Below are 20,800 nucleotides of genomic sequence, written 5' to 3' on the forward strand. Positions count from 1 at the left end.
ATAACTTAAAAGCACCTAAACTATTGTTTAGGTGCTTTTATTATATAAAGGAGATACCTTAGATGAAAATTTCTAGTGTTTTACCCGCACTTTAACACTTGGCTTATTATTTTTTACCAATTGTAAGTGGAGACCTCGTATAGGTTTGACTATTGGTTTCACACTCTCTGGAAGTTTGCTTTCGACACGTTGTTTAATTTGTGTTGTAGCATCTACTTTAAAATGAAGTTGACGGCTATGAGCATTTTTCATTTCAGTGCGGGTTTTGACACCTTTTACTACAACCTGATTATGCTTAGCATTCACCCCAGCATTAGTTGCAGTTTGTTGTTTTTTCGCATTAACTTCAACTTTTGCTTCTGCTTTCACACCAGCAATAGTCCCATTATCCCAATCTTTTTTAGCTGTTTCAGCCCATTTATCTGCTGTTGGAACAGTGAGTTTTCCACTGCCATTAGCAGAAAGATTGACACTCACTTCATTCACCTTATTTGCTAGTTGTTCAGTATGAGAATCCCCAGAAATTGTACCGTTTACATGATTTGCATTAACTGAACCACCCACAAATTTAGCGTTACCACCAGCATTAATTGTCGCTGTATTGGTATTCATAGCGGTTTCCGTATGAGTTTCATTACGAATAACATTTACTGATAAATTTCCACTACCAGATGATGGCATCCATTTTTGCTCACTAACACCTCCACCTAATTTTAATCCTACGGATACATCGGTTTTGTTCACATTATCTTTTGCTGCTGTAAGTGATAAATTACCTTTACCTGCATTTAAGTTAAGGTTTTGAGATTGAGAATTTACACCTTGTAAATTCACCCCATTCTGTGCGGTAATATTCACATTCTTGCCATTTACTGAAACGCCAGTATGGGTTTGGCTATTACCAACATTCACACCAACATTCGCATTAAAGCCAACATTAGATACATCAGCACCAATATTTACACCTAACCCAACAGTTGCTGCCGTATTTTGATTATGATTATTGCCTGCGGTGATATTTACTCGCTTACCAGATAAATTGGCATTTTCTGTAGCCTGTACATTCGTTCCTTGCAAACTTAGCACGCCTTGGGTTTGGACATTCACGTTTTTACCAGAAATAGAGCCTGTTACTGCTTGGCTTTGATTACCTTGGTTACCATTTGCAGACACACTTACATCAATAGATGGTACTGCTGCCCCCGCCGACGGTACAACCATAGCTCCGACGCCTAACTTAGCATCAAAACCACCACCAGATTGGTTCTTACTGTTTGTTGCTTGATTAAATTGTGCAGTTTGAGCATTAATATTCACGTTTTCTTTTCCATGAATATTTGCTTGGCTATTTAATTTACCTGTGTTGATGTTTATATTTTTAGCATTAACAGAACCTTGTACTGAATTGCTTTCATGATTACTTGATTGATTGTAATTTGCGCCAACATTAGCGGATACATTAAAACGTTGAAAATCAGTCGTATTAGCCGAAACACCAACACTTGCTCCAGCATTCATTTTGTCTGTTGAAGCTTGATTAGCGACAGCAACAAGTTGATGATTTTGTGAGTTAAATTGAGCCGTTTCACCAACATTATATTTCGTTGCATTATCTTGAATATGATTTGCCGTTACATCCACATTTTTACCCGCTTGCAATGCTGAAGCATGATGAGTAACACTTGAGGATGTTTCACGCCCACCTTTTGCAGAAAGATCTGCTTGAACGCTAAATGCTTTTTTATTATCAATGCTGGCTGAAACTGTTACTCCTACATTCACATTATTGCCGAAACCATTATGGCTATCCTGTGCGGTAGAATGAACAATCTGTTTGGCATTTTCTTGAATATTTCCATTAGCCTGTATTTGTGTACCTTGGTGCTCAATACGATTTGCATTAAGTTGAACATTATTTACAGCGGAAAGCTTACTCACTTGCGCTTTATTATCTACAGATGAATTAAGTGAATGATTCACGCTTGAACCTAAAGTAGCACTAACTTTACTTTCTGTTACAGTACCACTTAAACCGATATTCACCTCGTTTTTTACACTATTTTGGATGGATTCGTTGGAATCTGCTTTCGTAGTGATGTGATCAGCTTGAATAGCTAAATTACCTTTTGCTGCGGCAACTTCACTACCAGAAATCACCACTTTTTTTCCAGTTAAAGAGACGTCCCCACCTTTTAATGTTGAGGCAGTATGCGTCGTAGCTTGGCTATTTTGACTATTGTTATACGCATGCAAACCTACATGGAATTTGCCTTCTGCTTTTACAGCATCAGGCTTTTTATCAATACTGATTTCAGCATCAGAATCAACACTTGGTTTACCTTTACTGTTATCTATATTTAAGTTCGCTGTTAAATGTCCATGCTGGAATGTAGTTTTTAAACTATCAAATCCACCAAAAAGACTGAAGCCTGCTTCATTTGAAAATTTTTCAATATGATTAGTCGCACCTTTAATCTCGATACCACTTTTCGCAGCAATATCTAATAAACCAACAGATTGAACATTTGAGCCTATAATACTGACATTTTTATTAGTGGAAAGCTGTAGGTTTGACTCTGATTTAAGTGTTGAACCATGTGCAGTGGAAGTATGTTCATAGCTGCTTTTACGAGCTTTAGTTATATCAAAAATCGTCCCCTGACGAGCATAATCACTCGAAGTTTTATTTGCGTGAGCACTATCAATAGTTAAGGAACCTGCATTTCCTTTTACAATACCATTACCACCAGTCACCACTCGGCTACCAGTAATATGGACGCCTCTTTTCGCATCTAATACAGCATCACCTCTTACTGTGAGATCTGAGCCATGAATAATCTCAGCGTTTCTCCCTGTCCCCACAGTTTTAGAACCTGCCAAGCCTCCCCAGAAACGCATATGGTCATTTAAGCTGTAATGTTCCGTTGTTTTTTCTGCATTAAAAGCTAAATTTCCTTCATTTTTAGCTAATAATGCTCCATCAACCTTCGCAACCACGCCGATAAGATTAACATCGCCTTTGCCACCTAAAACAAGGTCATCTTGTGTTGAAATTTCAGTTGCTGTATAACGTTGAATATGACTATCTTGATTGCTCGTGCCCGTTTTTAAACGAGCCGTTTCATTTTTAAAATCAGCATAAGCTGCTTGAGACTGAGTAGCACTTGCTCCACGTAAAGTTATACCTTGCTCCCCATAAAGTGCGGTTGTTTTTGCTGAAAGTTTTGCGCCTTCAGTTGTCACTTTACCTTTTGTAGCAACTATATTGATATTGTCGCTTGAGATAGTCGTACGGTGAGTAGTTTCTATTCTGTTGCTATCCAATTCATTACGATACCAACCACCTTTACTTTGAAACTTGCTGGATTTATTCGCAACAACTGTTTTTTCTGAACCTAAATGAACGCCACCACCATTGATTTGGCTAGTTTTAGCTTGAATATCAGCACCATTAATATTCAATTGATTAATAACATTAATATTGAGTTTATCTGCTTTAATATGTGTCGCTTGATAATTTTCAGAGGTACCACTGCGTTCTTCACGAACATTAACGGTTCCTACTTTGCCAGATTTACCTGAACTATAACCATCTCCACGACTTACTTTTCCATTTATATTGGCTTTACCGGCGGTAATACTAATTTCTTTTGCGCTTAGCTCTGTTGCTTGAGCTGTAATTGTGGCTCGATCATCAGCGGAATGAATACGAATTCTGCCAGCTTGAATACTACCAACCACTCGCCCATCTAATACTTGCCCTGTTTTTTCTGTTGTAGTGATTTTTAGTGTACCGTTATCTTCTCGAGTAATTTTATTTTTACCCGCAATCACATTTACCCCTTCACTTGTTGTGATTTGACCTGCAACATTTACTTGCGGTGCAATTAAATCAATATCACCACTTGTTGTAATTTTGCCATTGGTATTCAATCCCTTATCACCAGTAACATCATAACCATTTAAATTTCCAGTCGATACTTGAGGTTTACCAACGACTAAAGAAGCTCTAGGTGTATTTATAAAACCACCACCTTCAACGCTAATACCATTTGGGTTAGCTAGTACATAATCAGCCTTATCCCCAAAAACTTCTTGTTTACCGGCAATTTTAGAAGGATTACGACTAATCACTTCATTAAGGATAACTTTTGCAGATTGAGTTTTGAGATTTGGGTTAGCATTAAGATCTCCAGCAAGTTGGGATTTTCCATTTTGACGCGCATTGTTTAAAACAGCGCCCGCTTGCTCTACGTTAAATTTATTATATCGGTTATGAGAAAGCCCTGAATTACTTGGATTGGCAATATTGATGATTTCAATATTTTGTTTTTTACTAACTTGAGTGTTACTGTCTGCAACATTAATATCAGCGAAAGCTGACTGCCCTGCAATACTTAATGTAATGGCGAGAGAAATTTTACTTAATGAGTAAGATTTAGACATATTATTACCTCTAAAATGAAAAAGAATTCAAGAGACACTCATGTATGGCTACAGTGCCTCTTGCTAGTTATGAGAAGTGTTTGTATTAAAACAAAATCAGAGAAGTTCGACCAGTATTTAAAATCTAGAAAACGTGATCTGTATCACAGGATTAAGATTTTTTATTGATTACATCAGAACAAATAGACAAAATTCGTTGAAATAAAACGTTCTTGCTTTACGCCATCTGATTTACCAAATAATCGTCCAGTTGCCCATTCAAGATTTGCTTGAAATGCTTTACGAGACCAATTTAATCCTATCGCATAAGCAAGTGCTTTTTCACGTTGATCTTCATCAACAGATTTCTGTACGCCTAAATCGAACCCCAAATAAGGCGAAAATGTTCCTATTTTCGTTTGCTTGATCCAAGCAATATCGTTATGTGATACAAGATTTTTTTCAGCTGATAGATTTACATCATTTAGACCACGAACACGATTATACCCTGTTAAATCCTCTTGTTTTACCGATGGTAAATAATGCGAACCATACTGCCCAGTGAGCTGATGAGAGTGACGGAAAGTTTCGCTACCTAATGCTTGATAACGATTAAATTTCAGATCCAAGTTCCAACGTTTAAATTGAGATTCAGGTTGCTCCTCTGCTTTATTTTTTCCTTGTTCATAACGAATATCGACAACTAAGTTTCCATTTTCAAATAATTGAAGATGATTGATACCGACAGAAATACTAGAAAGTTTTGGACTTTGTAATGCCAACACTACGTCTTCAAGACGGTTCTTACTATTGAGTTTTTCAAATTGGGTAGAAAATGTGGATATATGGTTTGCTCCTCGATGGAAAACATATTCAGCTGAAATTCCAGCTTGAACAGTACGACCATTTTGCTGTAAAGAAAAGTTTTCCAGTATTAAAGGTGATTTAAATTGTGAGGAGGATGCAAAACTACTAAATGTCCAATATCCGTATGGTAAAGAATAATGAAGTAACAAAGAGCGGTTAAATTGATAATGGGATTTTAAAGTATGTGCTCCACTTAAATATAACGTATCGGATAAACCAAACGGATTTCCAATGTTCACAGCAGCACGTGCTTGCCAACGTCCATAATTTTTTGATGCTCGATCATCTATACCCATAGAGCCTGAAATACGAGAAGTTACCTGATTATTAAAAGCTAATTTTATTTCACCATTTTTAGCGGGTAAAACATCAACGGTCACATTGTTTCCAGGTATACGATTCGCTTGGTCAAGTGCTTGATCAAGATCTTGCACTTTAAGTGGTTTACCCAAAACATTTGGTAACAATTGATTTAAATTAAGTTGCTTATCATCACTTTCTAATGCTGCAGTTTTTCCTTCAAAAACATGCAAAGTTAAGAAACCTGAGTGATCATCTTCAAATTGGAATGGATTATGAATATATCCCTTATCAATATATTCCTGTGTAAGCTGCTGACTAAGTTGATTAAGTCTTTCCTCATTTATGCACTCTTCTTTCTTTGGTAATAAGTGGTCTGCCTTAACAAGTGTCACGCCCTTAAATTGAATGCCTTGATAATTTAAACAAGCTTTTGAAAGAGAATCATTTTTTGATTGTTGAGTAGCAGATTGAAAAGAATGTTGTTGAATCCAACGATTTTGATTCAAAGATTGAAATTCATTGAATTGCTGTTTAGTTTGTTGAAATGATTGAGTCAAATTGTCTGCTAAAACCACAGGTGAAGTAGCAAGTAAAAGAAATGAGAAAGAAAGGTATTTCATATGAGAAAGCTTCATAACAATTACAGTTTATATTCAGTATATCGGAATCTACCTCTTAATTTAATACGGGAAGTGCTTATAACTATAATTAAAACTAACGTTCTAATAATGCTAAAACGCCATTTATACATTTATAGATTCAAGATACTGAATCCTGAATCCGATAAAATTTATATAAATGGCGCCTAGTGAGACTAAATCAATTTAAATTCAAAATTGCATTAGCCTTTAATATATATCACTTTTTATAAGTTAAGCATCAACGCTCAAAAATTTCAGAATCAGTAAAGAAATAGGCAATTTCACGATTTGCACTTTCCACACTATCCGAACCATGAACCGAATTCTCACGCTGACTTAATGCAAAATCTTTACGAATTGTACCTTCTGGTGCAGTTTCTGGATTCGTTGTACCAATCAAAGTGCGGTAATCTTTCACTGCATTTTCTTTTTCAAGAACGGACACCACTATCGGTGAAGACATCATATAATCGACTAAAGGAGCAAAAAATTCTTTCTGTCATCATATCTCCTTACTTCAATGATTTTGATAACATTAAATTTGCTAAAGTTTGCACACCAATCCCTGTTGCCCCAACAGCCCATAAATCACTACCCGATTTACGATAAGTCGCTGAACAATCAATATGCAACCAATTTTGTTGATAATTTTTCACAAAATACGATAAAAATGCAGTTGCAGTTTTTCAGGCAGCTTTAATAAACCACGAGCGATAATGGTTCCCCTCTTGCCTTCAGGGAAATTCTGTACACCCAATTCACCGAGAAGAGGCTGCGTTGCCGTGCATAAAACTACCGTGCTTTTGCCAAATGTCGTCAACCAGTTCAATACGTTGCAAAACAAATGCACGCATTTTATCGGCAGGGTTTGGATTTCATCGAAAATCAAGACACTATTTGTCATCGGGTGAATATGGCGTGCACCGCGTGTACAGCCACCGAGCCAAGCATCCAAGAACTGCACCATGGTGGTAAAGACAATAGGTTTATCCCAGTTTTCAGACAGCAGTTTATCCTGCCAGCTTTGTTTTTCAGGTTCTAAATTGGAATGATGTTCCAGCACCCAATTTTCGCCGAGAATTTCGCGTACGGCTTGGGCATTTTGGTCGATGATGGAAGTGTAGGGAATGATGTAGATAATGCGATCAAGATTATGCTTTTGCGCATGGTGTAGAGCGTAGCGCAGGCTAGCCAATGTTTTGCCGCCGCCGGTCAGCACAGTCAGTGTATAAATACCTTGAAAATCGACCGCTCTTTTTAGGCAGTCGCCTGAAATCCGACGGCGGATTCCATCAATGGGATAACGGTTTTCAAAACCTGCTAATTTGGTTTCCAATTGATCAATCGCCGTTTGCCAATCAGGTTTTCCGTCAAGCGACGGATTTCTTTTGGCGCCTCCCGTTCAAAATCCGAACTGTTGATACGGTCGGCATCAATCAGACAACTAAACAGGAAACAACAGTCAATTAAGCCTTCGCCGTGTGTGAGGCAATGCATAAACCCGGCATTTGTCCGAAAAATTCGCCGATGCCCTGTGCTGCACCAAACTTTCTCAATTCTCGGTAAACCCATTGCGCACCAGCGGTGGAATGATCCACTTTACTGCCGTTAGGCGTACTTTCCTCATCATCCAAATCGGGATTAAACAAACCCGTTTCATCGTGGATATATTTTGGAATTTTCGGGAATATTTACCGAAATCATGCATGAGGCCGAGCAACTCGCCCGCCTGATCTAAATCCAGCTTAGCTGCCAATAATTTGGCGATCTCGGCAGTTTCCGTTAGATGCGTTTGTAAACATTGAGGCTGCCCGTCTGCTTTGCGGACATGGGCTATATAGTCGAAATTCACATCTATTCTCCAAATTTAAAACGTGCAAAATTTAACGAACAAGTCATATAAATAGCTTGAGGTGTTGAGAAATCGAAAAGCTGTCGGCAGTCAAGCGCATCAGGGCTGCTTGGGTAGTAAGTTCGGGCAAGGCACAATTTGTCTTTGGTGGCCTTATTTTGCAGTTTGCCGTCGTCAAAGGTGCTGTGGTGTTCCAACACGGCTTGTTCGCCTAATTCGCCAAAGGCTTTGCGGAATTCGGCGGCATTTTGTTCGATGATGTTGGTGAACGGGATGACGTAAATCACGCGCTGCATACCGTGCCGTTTGGCGTGTTCCAGCACAAACGCCATGGAAGTGAAGGTTTTGCCGCCGGTCGGTACGGTGAGCGTGAACAATCCTTGCGGTTGTGCCGCTTGTTCTACGGCGTAATCAAGAATTTCGCTGCGCAGGCGGTTTAAGGAGGCGTTGCGTTTTTCGGCTTCAGTTTGCGCTGGAGCTTGTGCGATACGCCGTCTGAAATCGTTGATAAATTGATTGAAATTATGTTGTAAGGCGTTTAAATCGGGATAGCCGCCGCGCTTGGCGGCTTTGTTTTCTAGGTTTGAATAAAAGGCTTCGGTATCAAGATAATCGGCATCCACCAAGCAGGAATAGAGCATTCGGGTGAAGAAGGCGTAGGAGAAAAAAGGATGATGCGCGTTGGCTTTGAGTGGCGGGGCGGACAGGTTTTGAGGGAGCTTGATTTCTTGTTGCCACAGGTTATCGAGGGCGGGAATATCTGCACCAAATTGCAACGCCAAACGATCCTTTAACGTGCGGCGGTTATCGCCTTCACCGTTTCCATTTGCCAACCCGGCATGATGCCCCGCGATGCAAAACGCCATTAGTTTGCCGATCACATTTCCCCAGCGTTCGACTGCAATTTTTGCGCCGGCAGTAGCGTGATCGACTGAGGGGCCACCATGTAATCGGTGATTAAAGGCTTCTGAATATTTCCCCAAATCATGCAGCTGTCCCGTCTGGCAGGCAATTTCCTGCGCACCAAATACCTGAGCAAACTCCGACGCCATTTCGCCAACATTTACCGAATGGCTTTGTAAGGTTTGCCAATGTTCGTAAGGTAAAAGATTGCTGAGTTCGTCTTGTGCAGAATGGGCGTAGTACAGAGGCTTAGCAGGCATAAAAATAATCCTTTATATTTATGATTATTATTTGACCTAATCTACTCCTAATCCTGTTTTAATGTCAACAACGTTTACATTGATACATTTTGAGGTTAAATCATTCAAATTTTGAATAATATGATACTAATGACGACCACCAAAAGGTGGTTTTGCAAACCAAATCACAATAAACAATCCTAAGAATCCCATAGCTGATAGCCAAAATATTTCATTTGCACCAATAATAAATCCTTGCGATGTTATTTGTTGAGCGAGGTAAGCTGAAGTCTGGCTATCACTTAAACCAAATTGATTCATTTGATAGTAAAAACTTTGGGAAATTGGGTTATAAGGATTAATGTATTCTGTTAATTGAGTATGGTGAACAGCTTCACGGTTATACCACATAAATGTGGTTAAAGATGTCCCAACAGAACCCGCTAAAGTTCTCAAGAAGTTAAATAAGCTAGATGCAGAAGCCATTCTATGCGCAGGCAAGCCAGACAGCGTTATAGTGGTAAGTGGCATAAAGAAACAGGCCACAGCCAAACCTTGCACTAATTGTGGTAAAGCCACATCAGCAAATGTCATTGATGGCTCGAAAGTCACCGCTCGCCAATAAAATGTTATTGCATATACAATAAAACTTATCGTCACTAAAATTCGCATATCGATCTTATAACCGAAACGCCCAATAATCGGTGAAAGCAAAATTGGGAATAATCCAACTGGGGAAGCCGCAAGGCCTGCCCACGTCGCGGTGTAATGGAAGACTTGTTGTAGCAAGAGCGGAATTAATACCACAGAACCTAGATAAATCAAAAAGGCTAAACTGGTACATAAACACCCTACGCTAAAATTACGAGAATGGAAAAGCGAAATATCCACCACAGGATTGTCATCTGTCAATTCCCAAATAACCAAGGCAATCAGACAAACGACAGCAACAACGGCTAATATAATGATTTCATTAGAATTAAACCAATCTTGCTCACGGCCCTGATCAAGCATTAATTGCAAACATCCCACGCCTAAGACAAGTAAAACTAAACCGACTTTATCAATAGGTTGATGAACAATTTCACTTTCTCGGCTACCTAAAATCTTCCAGCTGATTAGCACAACTAATAAACCAATCGGAACATTGATAAAGAAGATCCACCCCCAATGGATATTATCACTAATCCATCCGCCTAAAATTGGGCCAAAAATAGGCGCAACAACAATAGTCATTGACCAAAATGCCAATGCCATTCCTCGTTTTTCTGGTGGATAATTATTTAATAATAAACTTTGCGAAAGAGGGATCACCGGGCCTGCGACAGCACCTTGAATGACACGAAAAATAATTAATGCCTCAAGACTATCTGCAATCCCACAGAGCCAAGAAGATACAACGAATAAAAAAGTTGAAACTAAAAATAACCGCACTTCGCCAAAACGTTTTGCTAACCAACCCGTTATTGGAATAGAAATCGCATTTGCCACACCAAAAGAAGTAATTACCCACGTACCTTGACTAAAAGATGCACCAAGATCGCCCGCAATAGTCGGAATCGCCACATTTGCAATGGTAGAATCTAATACCTGCATAAAGGTGGCGAGAGATAAAGCCAGCGTCAATAAAATTAGGGCGCCACCTTGAATAGGCGGAAATTTTTTTGCGGAATTGTCCATAACGCCGCCTTAATGGCTGTTTTGCTGAATGATAGATTCAATCAAATCTTCTACCGCACTTTCATCATATTTAAGTGTATCAGTAGCAAATAAAGTTTTCGGTTCTGATTTTTCTCGTAGCATTGGACCAGATGAATCTGCAATTCTTACTTTAGCCGTTGCAGAAAGACCAATTCGTAATGGCGTTTCAACAAATTGTTGTGGATCTAATTTAATTCGCACAGGTACACGTTGCACCACTTTAATCCAGTTACCCGTAGCATTTTGTGAAGGCAAAAGAGAAAACGCATTGCCAGTCCCCATTTCAATGCCATTTATCACGCCATCAAATTCTTTATTTTTACCGTATAAATCAAAATGAATTTTCACCGGCTGGCCAATGCGCATATTCGTTAATTGGGTTTCTTTGAAGTTAGCTTCTAACCACATTTGTTCATTAGATACCACTGCCATTAATGCGCCACCGACTGAAACGGCTTGCCCAACCTGAGCATTACGACGAGCCACATAGCCATCAATTGGGCTTCTAATTTTTGTACGTTGTAAATTCAACCAAGCCTGTTTCAGTGAACTCATTGCGTTCTGTATTTGCGGTTGTTGACGTAATGGAACCTTACTCAATAAAGCCTGATTAGCAGCTAATTGATTTCTAGAGGAATTTAAATTTGCTTTAGAAAGCTCGACGGCTTCTTTTGCGTGTTGGAAAGATTCTTTATCAATCGCGCCCATTTTTTCAAGTTGAACTCGGCGCGCCAAATTGCCTTGTGCTTGAGCTAAAGAAATTTCATTAGCGTGTACAGCCGATTGCAATTGCTGCACAGTAAAACCGAGCTGTTCTACCTGACGCACAGCATTGGCGAGATTGCTTTTGGCCTGTTCGAAACTAAGTTTTGCATTCGTATCATCCAATTCAACTAGAATATCACCTGCATGGACTTTATCCATATTGTCCGCATTAATCTTCGCTACATTGCCCGCAACTTGTGATGACACCATTACTTGATTTCCACCCACATAAGCATCTTCTGTTTCTTCAAAATCCTTCAAGAAGAAAAACCAATACAAAGTACAAGTGATACTTAAAATAAGTAAAATAACGATAAAAATACCGAGACTTTTTTTACGTTTTGCCTGATTAGGAATATCAGATTGTTTAATTTCAGCCATAAATTAATCCTAAATTAGGAATCGCGCTCAAAATTAACTCATTAAAAAAATTTAAAGCTAATCTTTAAACGCTATGAAAGATCGAAATGCTTCATTATGAAACTTTATCAAAAGGAACTCAATATAGATAAAGTTTAAAATAGTTTTTTTGAATTGATTCAATAGATTTCAATCGTCAAAACCTTTTTGTATGATACCCAAGAAATTTATTTCAACCAAACGATTATTTACTTTACAAGGAGTATTCTATGAGTTCTCAATGCCCTTTTTCACATTTAAGTGGCTCTAATCTTACCATGGGTAACGGTGCCCCTGTTGCCGATAACCAAAACAGCTTAACAGCAGGACCTCGCGGCCCATTACTTGCACAAGATTTATGGTTAAATGAAAAACTAGCAGATTTTGTTCGTGAAGTAATTCCTGAGCGCCGTATGCACGCAAAAGGTTCTGGTGCTTTTGGTACCTTTACTGTCACACACGATATTACTAAATATACTCGTGCAAAAATTTTCAGTGAAGTTGGCAAAAAAACAGAAATGTTCGCGCGCTTTACCACTGTTGCGGGAGAACGAGGTGCAGCAGATGCTGAACGTGATATTCGTGGTTTTGCATTAAAATTCTATACTGAAGAAGGTAACTGGGACTTAGTGGGTAACAACACTCCGGTATTCTTCTTACGTGATCCTCGTAAATTCCCAGACTTAAACAAAGCGGTAAAACGCGATCCTCGCACTAATATGCGTTCAGCAACGAACAACTGGGATTTCTGGACATTATTGCCGGAAGCGTTACATCAAGTTACCATTGTAATGAGCGAGCGTGGTATTCCAGCAAGCTATCGTCATATGCATGGTTATGGTTCACATACTTATAGTTTCTGGAATGAAGCTGGTGAACGCTTCTGGGTTAAATTCCACTTCCATACTCAACAAGGTATCAAAAATTTAACCGATGCAGAAGCTGCTGCAATCATCGCCAATGATCGTGAAAGCCACCAACGTGATTTATATGAAGCAATTGAACGCGGTGACTTCCCTAAATGGAAACTATTTGTACAGATCATGCCTGAAGCTGATGCTGAAAAAGTGCCTTACCACCCATTTGACTTAACAAAAGTATGGCCGAAAAAAGATTATCCATTAATTGAAGTAGGTGAATTTGAACTTAATCGTAACCCAGAAAACTTCTTTGCTGATGTAGAGCAATCTGCTTTTGCACCAAGCAACTTAGTTCCAGGTATCGGTGCAAGTCCTGACAGAATGTTACAAGCTCGTTTATTTAACTATGCGGATGCACAACGTTACCGTTTAGGTGTGAACTACCGTCAAATTCCAGTAAACCGTCCACGTTGCCCAGTTCATAGCAACCAACGCGATGGTCAAGGTCGTGTTGATGGTAACTACGGAAGCTTACCACACTATGAACCAAACAGCTTCAACCAATGGCAACAACAACCTGATTTTGCAGAACCACCTCTTCGTATCAATGGTGATGCTGCATTCTGGGATTATCGCCAAGATGATAATGACTACTTCAGCCAACCTCGTGCATTATTTAACTTAATGAATGCTGAACAAAAACAAGCATTATTTAATAATACTGCAGCGGCAATGGGGGATGCGCCTGACTTCATCAAATACCGTCATATCCGTAATTGTCACTGGTGTGATCCTGCATACGGCGCTGGTGTTGCAAAAGCATTAGGATTAACAGTAGAAGATGCATTAAAAGCTCGTGATACTGATCCCGCATTAGGACAAGGTGGATTGTTATAATTGTAATCAGTTTTTACTGATAAAGAAAAACGGAAGTGACGTGCTTCCGTTTTTTATTTGCCTATAAATTTAGACATGAAAATGATACAATCCACAAAATTTTATAAAAAGGAACTATGAATGGCTCGTAAGAAAAAAACACGTCGCATCACTGATGTTATGCCAATCCGTAAAGCGGATAAGAAACCCGAAATCTCCAACTCTCGTCCTGGAAAAAAACTCACACGTTATGAATTAGATGCCAAAGCACGTGAAGATAAGAAAAAACGAAAACATAAAGGTTTAGCATCAGGTTCTCGTCATAGCGCAATAGAAGATAAAACGAACAAAATCCAACAAGAAATTAAAGATCCTAAAATTGGTAGCAAGAAAAAAGTACCATTAATTGTGGAATTTGTTAATAAGCCAGAAAAAGGACAAACGATTCCTGTCGTAAAACAGGTGAAAAAGTTAGATCCAATGCAAGAGCTTGAAAAGCTTGAAAATAATGAGATTCTGAATGAATTATTAGATGCCTTAGATGAAGGTAAAGCAATTACCAAAGCAGATCAACAATTTGTGGATGAATGTCTCGAAAGAATTGCCGAATTAATGGAAGAACTAGGCATCGAAGAGGAAGACGAAAACGAAGATGATTTATACCGCACTTTTGAACGTATTGATATTAATCAATTTAGATAATCTATGATTTGGATCATTATTTTAAGTATTGTTGCACTTATTGTTGTTCTAGGGTTAAGTGGATATACAATTCGTTTACTAAAACAGCTAAAACAACAAAACATTATGATAGCTAAATCCAAAGCGATAAGGGAAGCCCGCTTAAAGGAAAGTATTGAAATCATTGCTCGAGCAATGCAGTCTGGCGAATGTAATCACTCAGAGGGTGTAATTCGCCTTACCATGTTATTAATGCCCTTTGGTAAAACGCTTACTCCATACCCCAGTATGGCGCAATTACACGAAATCGTACGTAACATGCCAACTCATGATACTCGTAAACAATTAGAAAAAAAAGAAAGAATGCGTTTAGATTTAGCACGTGAAAGAGCCGAAGCCAAATTTGAACACGAAATTAAAGAAGAATTACGTCAGTTTTTAGACGATATTAAACAGATTGGAGTGATTTAATGTCAGAAATTATTTGGGATAGCGCACTTATTCAAAAATACAATCAATCAGGCCCGCGTTATACCTCCTATCCTACAGCCCTAGAATTTAATGAAAATTATACTGAGCAAGATTTTGAAGCCGCCGTAAAACGCTATCCAAATCGTCCGCTCTCTTTATACGTTCACATTCCTTTTTGCCACCAGCTCTGCTATTTCTGTGCCTGTAATAAAGTGATCACTCGCCATCAACATAAGGCTGATATTTATTTAGATTACCTTGAAAAAGAAATTAGTGCACGCTCAGCATTATTTAAACATCGTCTCGTTACCCAAATTCACTGGGGTGGCGGTACACCCACCTATCTGAGTGAAACCCAATCAGCTCGTTTAATGGCAATGCTAAAAAAACATTTTACAGTATCTGAGACAGCTGAAATTTCAATTGAAATCGATCCTCGTAGAATTGAACTTTCTATGCTTGATCATTTACGTCACCTTGGTTTTAACCGCATGAGCATGGGTGTACAAGACTTTAATAAAGATGTGCAAAAAGCAGTAAACCGTGAACAAGATGAAGATTTTATTCATGCATTGTTAGATCACGCTAGAGAATTAGGCTTTCAATCAACTAACCTTGATTTAATCTATGGTTTGCCATTACAGACTGTAGAAAGTTTTATGTTCACCCTTGAAAAAGTAATTGCACTCAATCCAGATCGATTAAGTGTGTTTAATTATGCACATTTACCAAGTCGCGTACCTGGGCAAGCAAAAATTAAAGAATATCAACTGCCCGCGCCAGAAACAAAACTAACCATTTTGCAAAAAACGATCGAAACACTAGGTAATGCAGGTTATAAATTTATTGGTATGGATCACTTTGCTAAACCCCATGATGAACTTGCCATTGCGCAGGACCAAGGCGTATTGCACCGAAACTTTCAAGGCTACACAACGCAAGAAGAATGTGATTTATTAGGGCTTGGTGTGTCTTCTATTAGCTTATTGGGTGATACCTACGCACAGAATGAAAAAGACTTAAAGCGCTATTATGCCCTCATTGAAGAACAAGGCAATGCTCTACATAAAGGTTTAGCATTAACACAAGAAGACTGCTTACGTCGTGATGTTATTAAACAATTAATTTGTAACTTTAAACTCGATTTCTCACCGATCGAGGCGCAATATAACGTTCCGTTTGCCACTCACTTTGCCGAAGATTTAGCACTATTAAAACCATTAATCGATGATGAGCTCATCAAACTCACTCATACGGGTCTCCAAGTTTCGCCAAAAGGAAGGCTATTAATTCGTAACATCTGTTTGTGTTTTGATACTTACTCACGTGAAGCAGCAAAACGTCAGCAATTTTCAAGAATAATATAACAAAAAAGTGCGGTAAAAATTTTACCGCACTTTGTCATTTATGGATGCAACAAATTATAAATATTCCTTTTAATACTGGTACTAATATTAAATAACTCTCTTGCAATCACTGTTTTTAATGTCTTGACTTTCTTCTGCTTTTCAAAGATAGTTGATTCAATTTCATAATCAGCCTCTAAGCAAAACGGTACAATTGCATAAGGTGGGACTTTATTTTCAAAAAAACGATCCATTGTCACATCTACAGTTAAATACCATTCTTGGCTTTGCGCTAAAAATTTCTTAGCCGCTTTAGGTGTTAAATAATAACCTGTCGCCCCAATAAAACCTTTACTAAATTGATAAACAGAGAAATGCCCAAAATCCGCCACTAATTTTCTTTTATTTTTTAAACGATCAGGCTGTAGCCAGAAAAACTCAAAGGTATTTTTCTCACTATTAATAAAATCAAGCAGGTCTAGAAAATTATCTTTAAACTTAGCGTCATCTTCCAACACAATAATTGGACTATCTAACTCAATACATTTTTCCCACATTGAATAATGGCTAGCATAGCACCCTAGTTGATTGCGTGTGAGTGGATACCCTTTCACATTCAGTCTCTTCTTCTCGTTATAACGTTGAAATAAGGGGTGATTCGGATTTTCTTTTCCATTAATTGCCTTAAAGAAATGAATAGCCTGTTCTGTGTTATCCAAAAATAATTGATCAAACTGAGCCTGCATATAAGCTTTACGATCAGTAGATTTTTCTAGGTTAATAATATAGATAGGCAATTTTTTCATTTTAGTCTCTTTAACTTTCTTATTAAATATCTGACATGATACCATACTGAAATAAATTTATTACCATCCTTCCAAAAGCATTTAGATGCTTTTTTTAACCCTAATGTTGTATCAATATTTTCAAATTCTTGCTTTTTCCAAAATGATCTACTTTTATAATAATTATAGATTCTATTGTAGCCAGATATCGACCAAGGTTTATGAGGTCCAATAAAATGGACTAAAGAAACTAATTTACATTCTTCATAAAAATCTTCCCTAGATAGTTTTAACCATTTTTGGTAGTTAAACTTTTCTGATAAAAATACAACAGAACTATTATTTAATATCAGGTTCAGTACATCCTGATCTGGATAAACATAAGAACTCATACCAATTAAACTAAGAAACTTCTCTGTGATTTTATTATTAACCCATTCACTAGTATTTATATACATTACTCCAGAATTAAAATATGTTGATTCTTTTTTAAATCCTAATTCATATAGCCTATATAAATGATATTCTTCTATTGTATCAGCTACAGCTGCTACAACCTTTTTAGATAAATTGGTAGAAAATATTTCAGATATATCTCCAACACATATAACATCTGTATCTAAATACAAAAAAGTATCTACTTTCCTATGTAAAATATAAGGGATAAGCAGCCTATAATACATACCTTTTGAAAAATGTTGAGTTGTTTGTAACCCCTCAACAATACTATCGTCTAACCAGTAAAAGAAAATATTTATATTTTTATATGGCAATAATCTTATTCTGTTTAAATCTAATATATCAATATCATTAACAAATATATGAAAATTATACTTCTCATGAATGTTATTCTCTAAAATTGATAATATTGACACACCGATATATTTAGAATACTTAAAATCTGATGAGAATACTATATTATTATGATTATTATCATGATTAATAATCAAATCTAATCTTTTATTAACTAATTTAATATTACTAAACATAATCTATCTAAATGGTACTATATATTTTTTTCTCTTTCTCTTATATAAGAGTCTCTTAGGTTTGGTTATTAATCGAAAGAGATGTTCTATTAATGTTTTCTTTGAATTTTTAACTTTATTATCTTTTAATATTTTATAACGTTCATCTTCTAACTGACTATATAAAACACTTTTACTCTTTTTCCATTGTAATTCTTGAATACTTATAGCTGGTATAATTTGGTAACTATATACATTATCTAAATTCAGAAAATCTCTAAATGCCAAAATATCAATCGCATCAATATCATCCGATGTAAGCCTGGACATTTGCCTAAACAAACTGATAACTGCATTTTTGGATATAACGTATGCAGCTAATCCATACTGCTCTTCGACTAATTTTAAAATTAACCTACTCTTAAATGATGAGATCTTTACATTTTCACATTTGGCTGGTTTCAAAAAAGTTTCAAATCTCAAAATAAAGCTATCATCTGAAGTAAATCGTTCCTTTAACCATTCATCTTCAGCTAAAAATGAATAAGCATCTTCACCTAGCAATACATCATCTTCAAAAATATATATATAAGGAAGGTTTTCATCTATGCATTTTTTCCATAGCATATAATGGCTCATAAAACATGCTTTCTCCCCTTCTGAAAGTTTAGCATGAGCAAGATTTGGCAAATAAGTTTGAATGAGTTGATTAAGGCACTCTGATGGGGTTATAGCGTCATAGAACTCAAAAGGAATATGATGTTTACCAAATTCTTTGATGATATGTTCACGACGTTGAGAAGCAGATGAAAGGCTTATAACATAATTGGTATGCATAGGTATTTCTTATTCAATTTAGATTTAACTATTTTATACGTTCTCTAGATAAAACAAAACCCCACCATTTGGCAGGGTTTCGAAGCAAGTTCAAATTATTTTGTGCTTGGGATTTTGAAACGGCTGTTAAAGCGTTCAACACGACCGCCAGTATCTACAACACGTTGTTTACCTGTGTAGAATGGGTGGCAGTTACCGCACACATCAAGATTGATATCTTTGCCTAAAGTTGAACGAGTTTTGATCACGTTACCGCAAGAGCAGGTTGCCGTGATTTCTTTATATTCTGGGTGAATACCTTGTTTCATAGAAAACCTCAAAATGAAGCCACGCCGCTATAAGAACTTTCTCCCTACACCGCGTGAGTGAATAATACGCCATATCTGGCACCAAATAGGCTGTGAATTATACTGAAAAAACATAGATAAACAAGCCCCATTTTAGTGTAGAATCAAAAACATCCTTAACAAAACTTTTCCTTATGCAAGCACAATCTTCAATACATACTTCTTTTGCTAAATCTGTTTTGGCTTGGTACGACAAATTCGGGCGTAAGAATTTGCCTTGGCAACAAGATAAAACGCTCTATGGCGTATGGCTTTCTGAAGTAATGCTACAGCAAACACAAGTAGCCACTGTTATACCTTATTTTAAACAATTTATAAAAAAATTTCCCTCTATTACCTCACTTGCTAATGCATCACAAGACGAAGTCTTACATTTATGGACAGGCTTAGGCTATTATGCGCGCGCACGTAACTTACATAAAGCAGCCCAAAAAGTGCGGGATGAATTTAATGGGAATTTTCCAACTAATTTTGAACAAGTATGGGCATTGCCTGGCATAGGGCGTTCCACAGCGGGTGCTATTTTATCTTCCGTTTTAAATCAACCTTACCCCATTTTAGATGGTAATGTAAAACGTGTACTTGCCCGCTATTTTGAAGTTGAAGGCTGGACGGGTGAAAAAAAAGTGGAAAATTACCTGTGGCATTTAACTGAACAAGTCACGCCTGTAACACGCGTTGCTGACTTTAACCAAGCGATGATGGATATTGGTGCAATGGTATGCACACGAACAAAACCAAAATGTGAACTTTGCCCTTTAAATAAGGATTGTTTGACGAATAAACATGAAAATTGGGGGCAATTTCCAAATAAAAAACCTAAAAAAACCATACCAGAAAAAGAAACCTATTTTTTAATATTATCAAACAAAGGAAAAGTTTGGTTAGAACAAAGAGAAAATTCGGGGTTATGGGGAGGATTATTTTGCTTTCCTCAATTTGAGGATAAATCAACGTTATTGAACCACCTCATACAAGAAGGTATTTCCCATTATCAAGCCTGGCCAAGTTTTCGACATACTTTTAGTCATTTTCATTTAGATATTCACCCAATTTACGCAGAAGTTAATGATAATTTACATATTGAACAAGAAAATGATGATTGGCATAAAATCTCGGAAAATCCAAAAGAATATCAATCAAATCTATCCAGTACGGTCAAATATTGGTATGATCCGCAAAATCCTGAACAGATCGGGCTTGCTCAACCGGTAAAAAATCTTTTAATTCAATTTGTAAGGAATCATTATGGCAAGAACAGTATTTTGTGAATATCTTAAAAAAGAAGCAGAAGGTTTAGATTTCCAGCTCTATCCTGGTGAACTCGGAAAACGTATTTTTGATTCAATCAGCAAACAGGCTTGGGGAGAATGGATTAAAAAACAAACAATGCTGGTTAATGAAAAAAAACTCAATATGATGAATACCGAGCATCGTAAATTATTAGAACAAGAAATGATCAATTTTTTGTTTGAAGGAAAAGATGTGCATATTGAAGGTTATGTTCCACCATCAAATTAATTGCCTGTAACAC

The 20,800-nt window shown here is 37.3% G+C and carries 16 protein-coding genes and 3 pseudogenes; 6 read left to right on the forward strand and 13 right to left on the reverse strand.

The window, feature by feature from the left end; translation table 11 throughout:
* Positions 1 to 72: 72 nt before the first annotated feature.
* From LIX50_RS05640 to LIX50_RS05675, 9 genes and pseudogenes are all read right to left on the reverse strand, one after another.
* Positions 73 to 4,446 (reverse strand): hemagglutinin repeat-containing protein, encoded by a 4,374-nt coding sequence (locus tag LIX50_RS05640; RefSeq protein ID WP_048952725.1) that lies wholly within the window; start codon positions 4,444 to 4,446, stop codon positions 73 to 75.
* Positions 4,447 to 4,619: 173 nt separating this feature from the next.
* A complete protein-coding gene (locus tag LIX50_RS05645; RefSeq protein ID WP_048952724.1) occupies positions 4,620 to 6,215 on the reverse strand; it encodes a ShlB/FhaC/HecB family hemolysin secretion/activation protein in 1,596 nt (531 codons plus the stop codon).
* A 259-nt stretch (positions 6,216 to 6,474) separates the two neighbouring features.
* Positions 6,475 to 6,732, reverse strand: a pseudogene (locus LIX50_RS05650) (nucleoside-diphosphate kinase); the annotation flags it as partial.
* Between the two features lie 16 nt (positions 6,733 to 6,748).
* A pseudogene (locus LIX50_RS05655) lies at positions 6,749 to 6,919 on the reverse strand (aminopeptidase PepB); the annotation flags it as partial.
* A complete protein-coding gene (locus LIX50_RS09540; RefSeq protein WP_342585999.1) occupies positions 6,889 to 7,455 on the reverse strand; it encodes a CRISPR-associated helicase/endonuclease Cas3 in 567 nt (188 codons plus the stop codon). The pseudogene LIX50_RS05655 and the gene LIX50_RS09540, both read right to left, overlap by 31 nt.
* A gap of 247 nt (positions 7,456 to 7,702) precedes the next feature.
* Positions 7,703 to 7,885 (reverse strand): hypothetical protein, encoded by a 183-nt coding sequence (locus LIX50_RS09545; protein WP_318971868.1) that lies wholly within the window; start codon positions 7,883 to 7,885, stop codon positions 7,703 to 7,705.
* A gap of 328 nt (positions 7,886 to 8,213) precedes the next feature.
* Positions 8,214 to 9,251: pseudogene (locus tag LIX50_RS05665) on the reverse strand (CRISPR-associated endonuclease Cas3''); the annotation flags it as partial.
* A 126-nt stretch (positions 9,252 to 9,377) separates the two neighbouring features.
* Positions 9,378 to 10,910: a DHA2 family efflux MFS transporter permease subunit gene (locus LIX50_RS05670; protein ID WP_048952722.1), complete on the reverse strand. Its 1,533-nt coding sequence runs from the start codon at positions 10,908 to 10,910 to the stop codon at positions 9,378 to 9,380.
* Between the two features lie 9 nt (positions 10,911 to 10,919).
* A complete protein-coding gene (locus tag LIX50_RS05675) occupies positions 10,920 to 12,077 on the reverse strand; it encodes an EmrA/EmrK family multidrug efflux transporter periplasmic adaptor subunit (RefSeq protein ID WP_048952721.1) in 1,158 nt (385 codons plus the stop codon).
* Positions 12,078 to 12,325: 248 nt separating this feature from the next.
* Here LIX50_RS05675 and LIX50_RS05680 point away from each other — a divergent pair, with 248 nt between their 5' ends.
* The 4 genes from LIX50_RS05680 to hemN all read left to right on the forward strand — a co-directional run bounded on the left by LIX50_RS05680 (position 12,326) and on the right by hemN (position 16,350).
* Positions 12,326 to 13,852 (forward strand): catalase, encoded by a 1,527-nt coding sequence (locus tag LIX50_RS05680; protein ID WP_048952720.1) that lies wholly within the window; start codon positions 12,326 to 12,328, stop codon positions 13,850 to 13,852.
* Positions 13,853 to 13,972: 120 nt separating this feature from the next.
* Entirely contained in the window at positions 13,973 to 14,533 is a 561-nt protein-coding gene (gene yihI / locus LIX50_RS05685; RefSeq protein WP_048952719.1) for a Der GTPase-activating protein YihI, read from the forward strand.
* Between the two features lie 3 nt (positions 14,534 to 14,536).
* The gene (locus LIX50_RS05690; RefSeq protein ID WP_048952718.1) at positions 14,537 to 14,983 is read left to right on the forward strand and encodes a DUF2489 domain-containing protein; all 447 of its coding nucleotides are present in this window, start codon (positions 14,537 to 14,539) and stop codon (positions 14,981 to 14,983) included.
* The gene (hemN, locus tag LIX50_RS05695; protein ID WP_048952717.1) at positions 14,983 to 16,350 is read left to right on the forward strand and encodes an oxygen-independent coproporphyrinogen III oxidase; all 1,368 of its coding nucleotides are present in this window, start codon (positions 14,983 to 14,985) and stop codon (positions 16,348 to 16,350) included. The genes LIX50_RS05690 and hemN overlap by 1 nt, the downstream gene beginning before the upstream one ends.
* Positions 16,351 to 16,388: 38 nt before the next feature.
* On the opposite strand, the gene LIX50_RS05700 is transcribed toward hemN, so the two are convergent.
* The 4 genes from LIX50_RS05700 to rpmE form a co-directional block, all read right to left on the reverse strand.
* Positions 16,389 to 17,135 carry a glycosyltransferase family 25 protein gene (locus LIX50_RS05700; RefSeq protein WP_226385909.1) on the reverse strand — a complete coding sequence of 249 codons (747 nt, stop codon included), beginning with the start codon at positions 17,133 to 17,135 and terminating at the stop codon, positions 16,389 to 16,391.
* Positions 17,132 to 18,103, reverse strand: a complete 972-nt coding sequence (locus LIX50_RS05705; protein WP_048952715.1) for a glycosyltransferase family 8 protein — start codon at positions 18,101 to 18,103, stop codon at positions 17,132 to 17,134. Before LIX50_RS05705 ends, LIX50_RS05700 begins: the two co-directional genes overlap by 4 nt.
* 3 nt (positions 18,104 to 18,106) lie before the next feature.
* On the reverse strand, positions 18,107 to 18,919 hold the full coding sequence (locus LIX50_RS05710; protein WP_048952714.1) for a glycosyltransferase family 25 protein: 813 nt from the start codon (positions 18,917 to 18,919) through the stop codon (positions 18,107 to 18,109).
* A 95-nt stretch (positions 18,920 to 19,014) separates the two neighbouring features.
* Positions 19,015 to 19,227 (reverse strand): 50S ribosomal protein L31, encoded by a 213-nt coding sequence (gene rpmE, locus LIX50_RS05715; protein WP_005625828.1) that lies wholly within the window; start codon positions 19,225 to 19,227, stop codon positions 19,015 to 19,017.
* 173 nt (positions 19,228 to 19,400) lie between these two features.
* Here rpmE and mutY point away from each other — a divergent pair, with 173 nt between their 5' ends.
* Together mutY and LIX50_RS05725 are read left to right on the forward strand one after the other, a co-directional pair.
* Positions 19,401 to 20,537: an A/G-specific adenine glycosylase gene (mutY, locus tag LIX50_RS05720; protein ID WP_048952713.1), complete on the forward strand. Its 1,137-nt coding sequence runs from the start codon at positions 19,401 to 19,403 to the stop codon at positions 20,535 to 20,537.
* Complete coding sequence (locus LIX50_RS05725) at positions 20,515 to 20,787, forward strand: oxidative damage protection protein (RefSeq protein ID WP_048952712.1); 273 nt, start codon at positions 20,515 to 20,517, stop codon at positions 20,785 to 20,787. The genes mutY and LIX50_RS05725 overlap by 23 nt, the downstream gene beginning before the upstream one ends.
* The last annotated feature ends 13 nt before the right edge of the window (positions 20,788 to 20,800 follow it).

This window comes from Haemophilus sp. Marseille-P9675, assembly GCF_916862695.1.
Lineage (GTDB): Bacteria > Pseudomonadota > Gammaproteobacteria > Enterobacterales > Pasteurellaceae > Haemophilus > Haemophilus haemolyticus_K.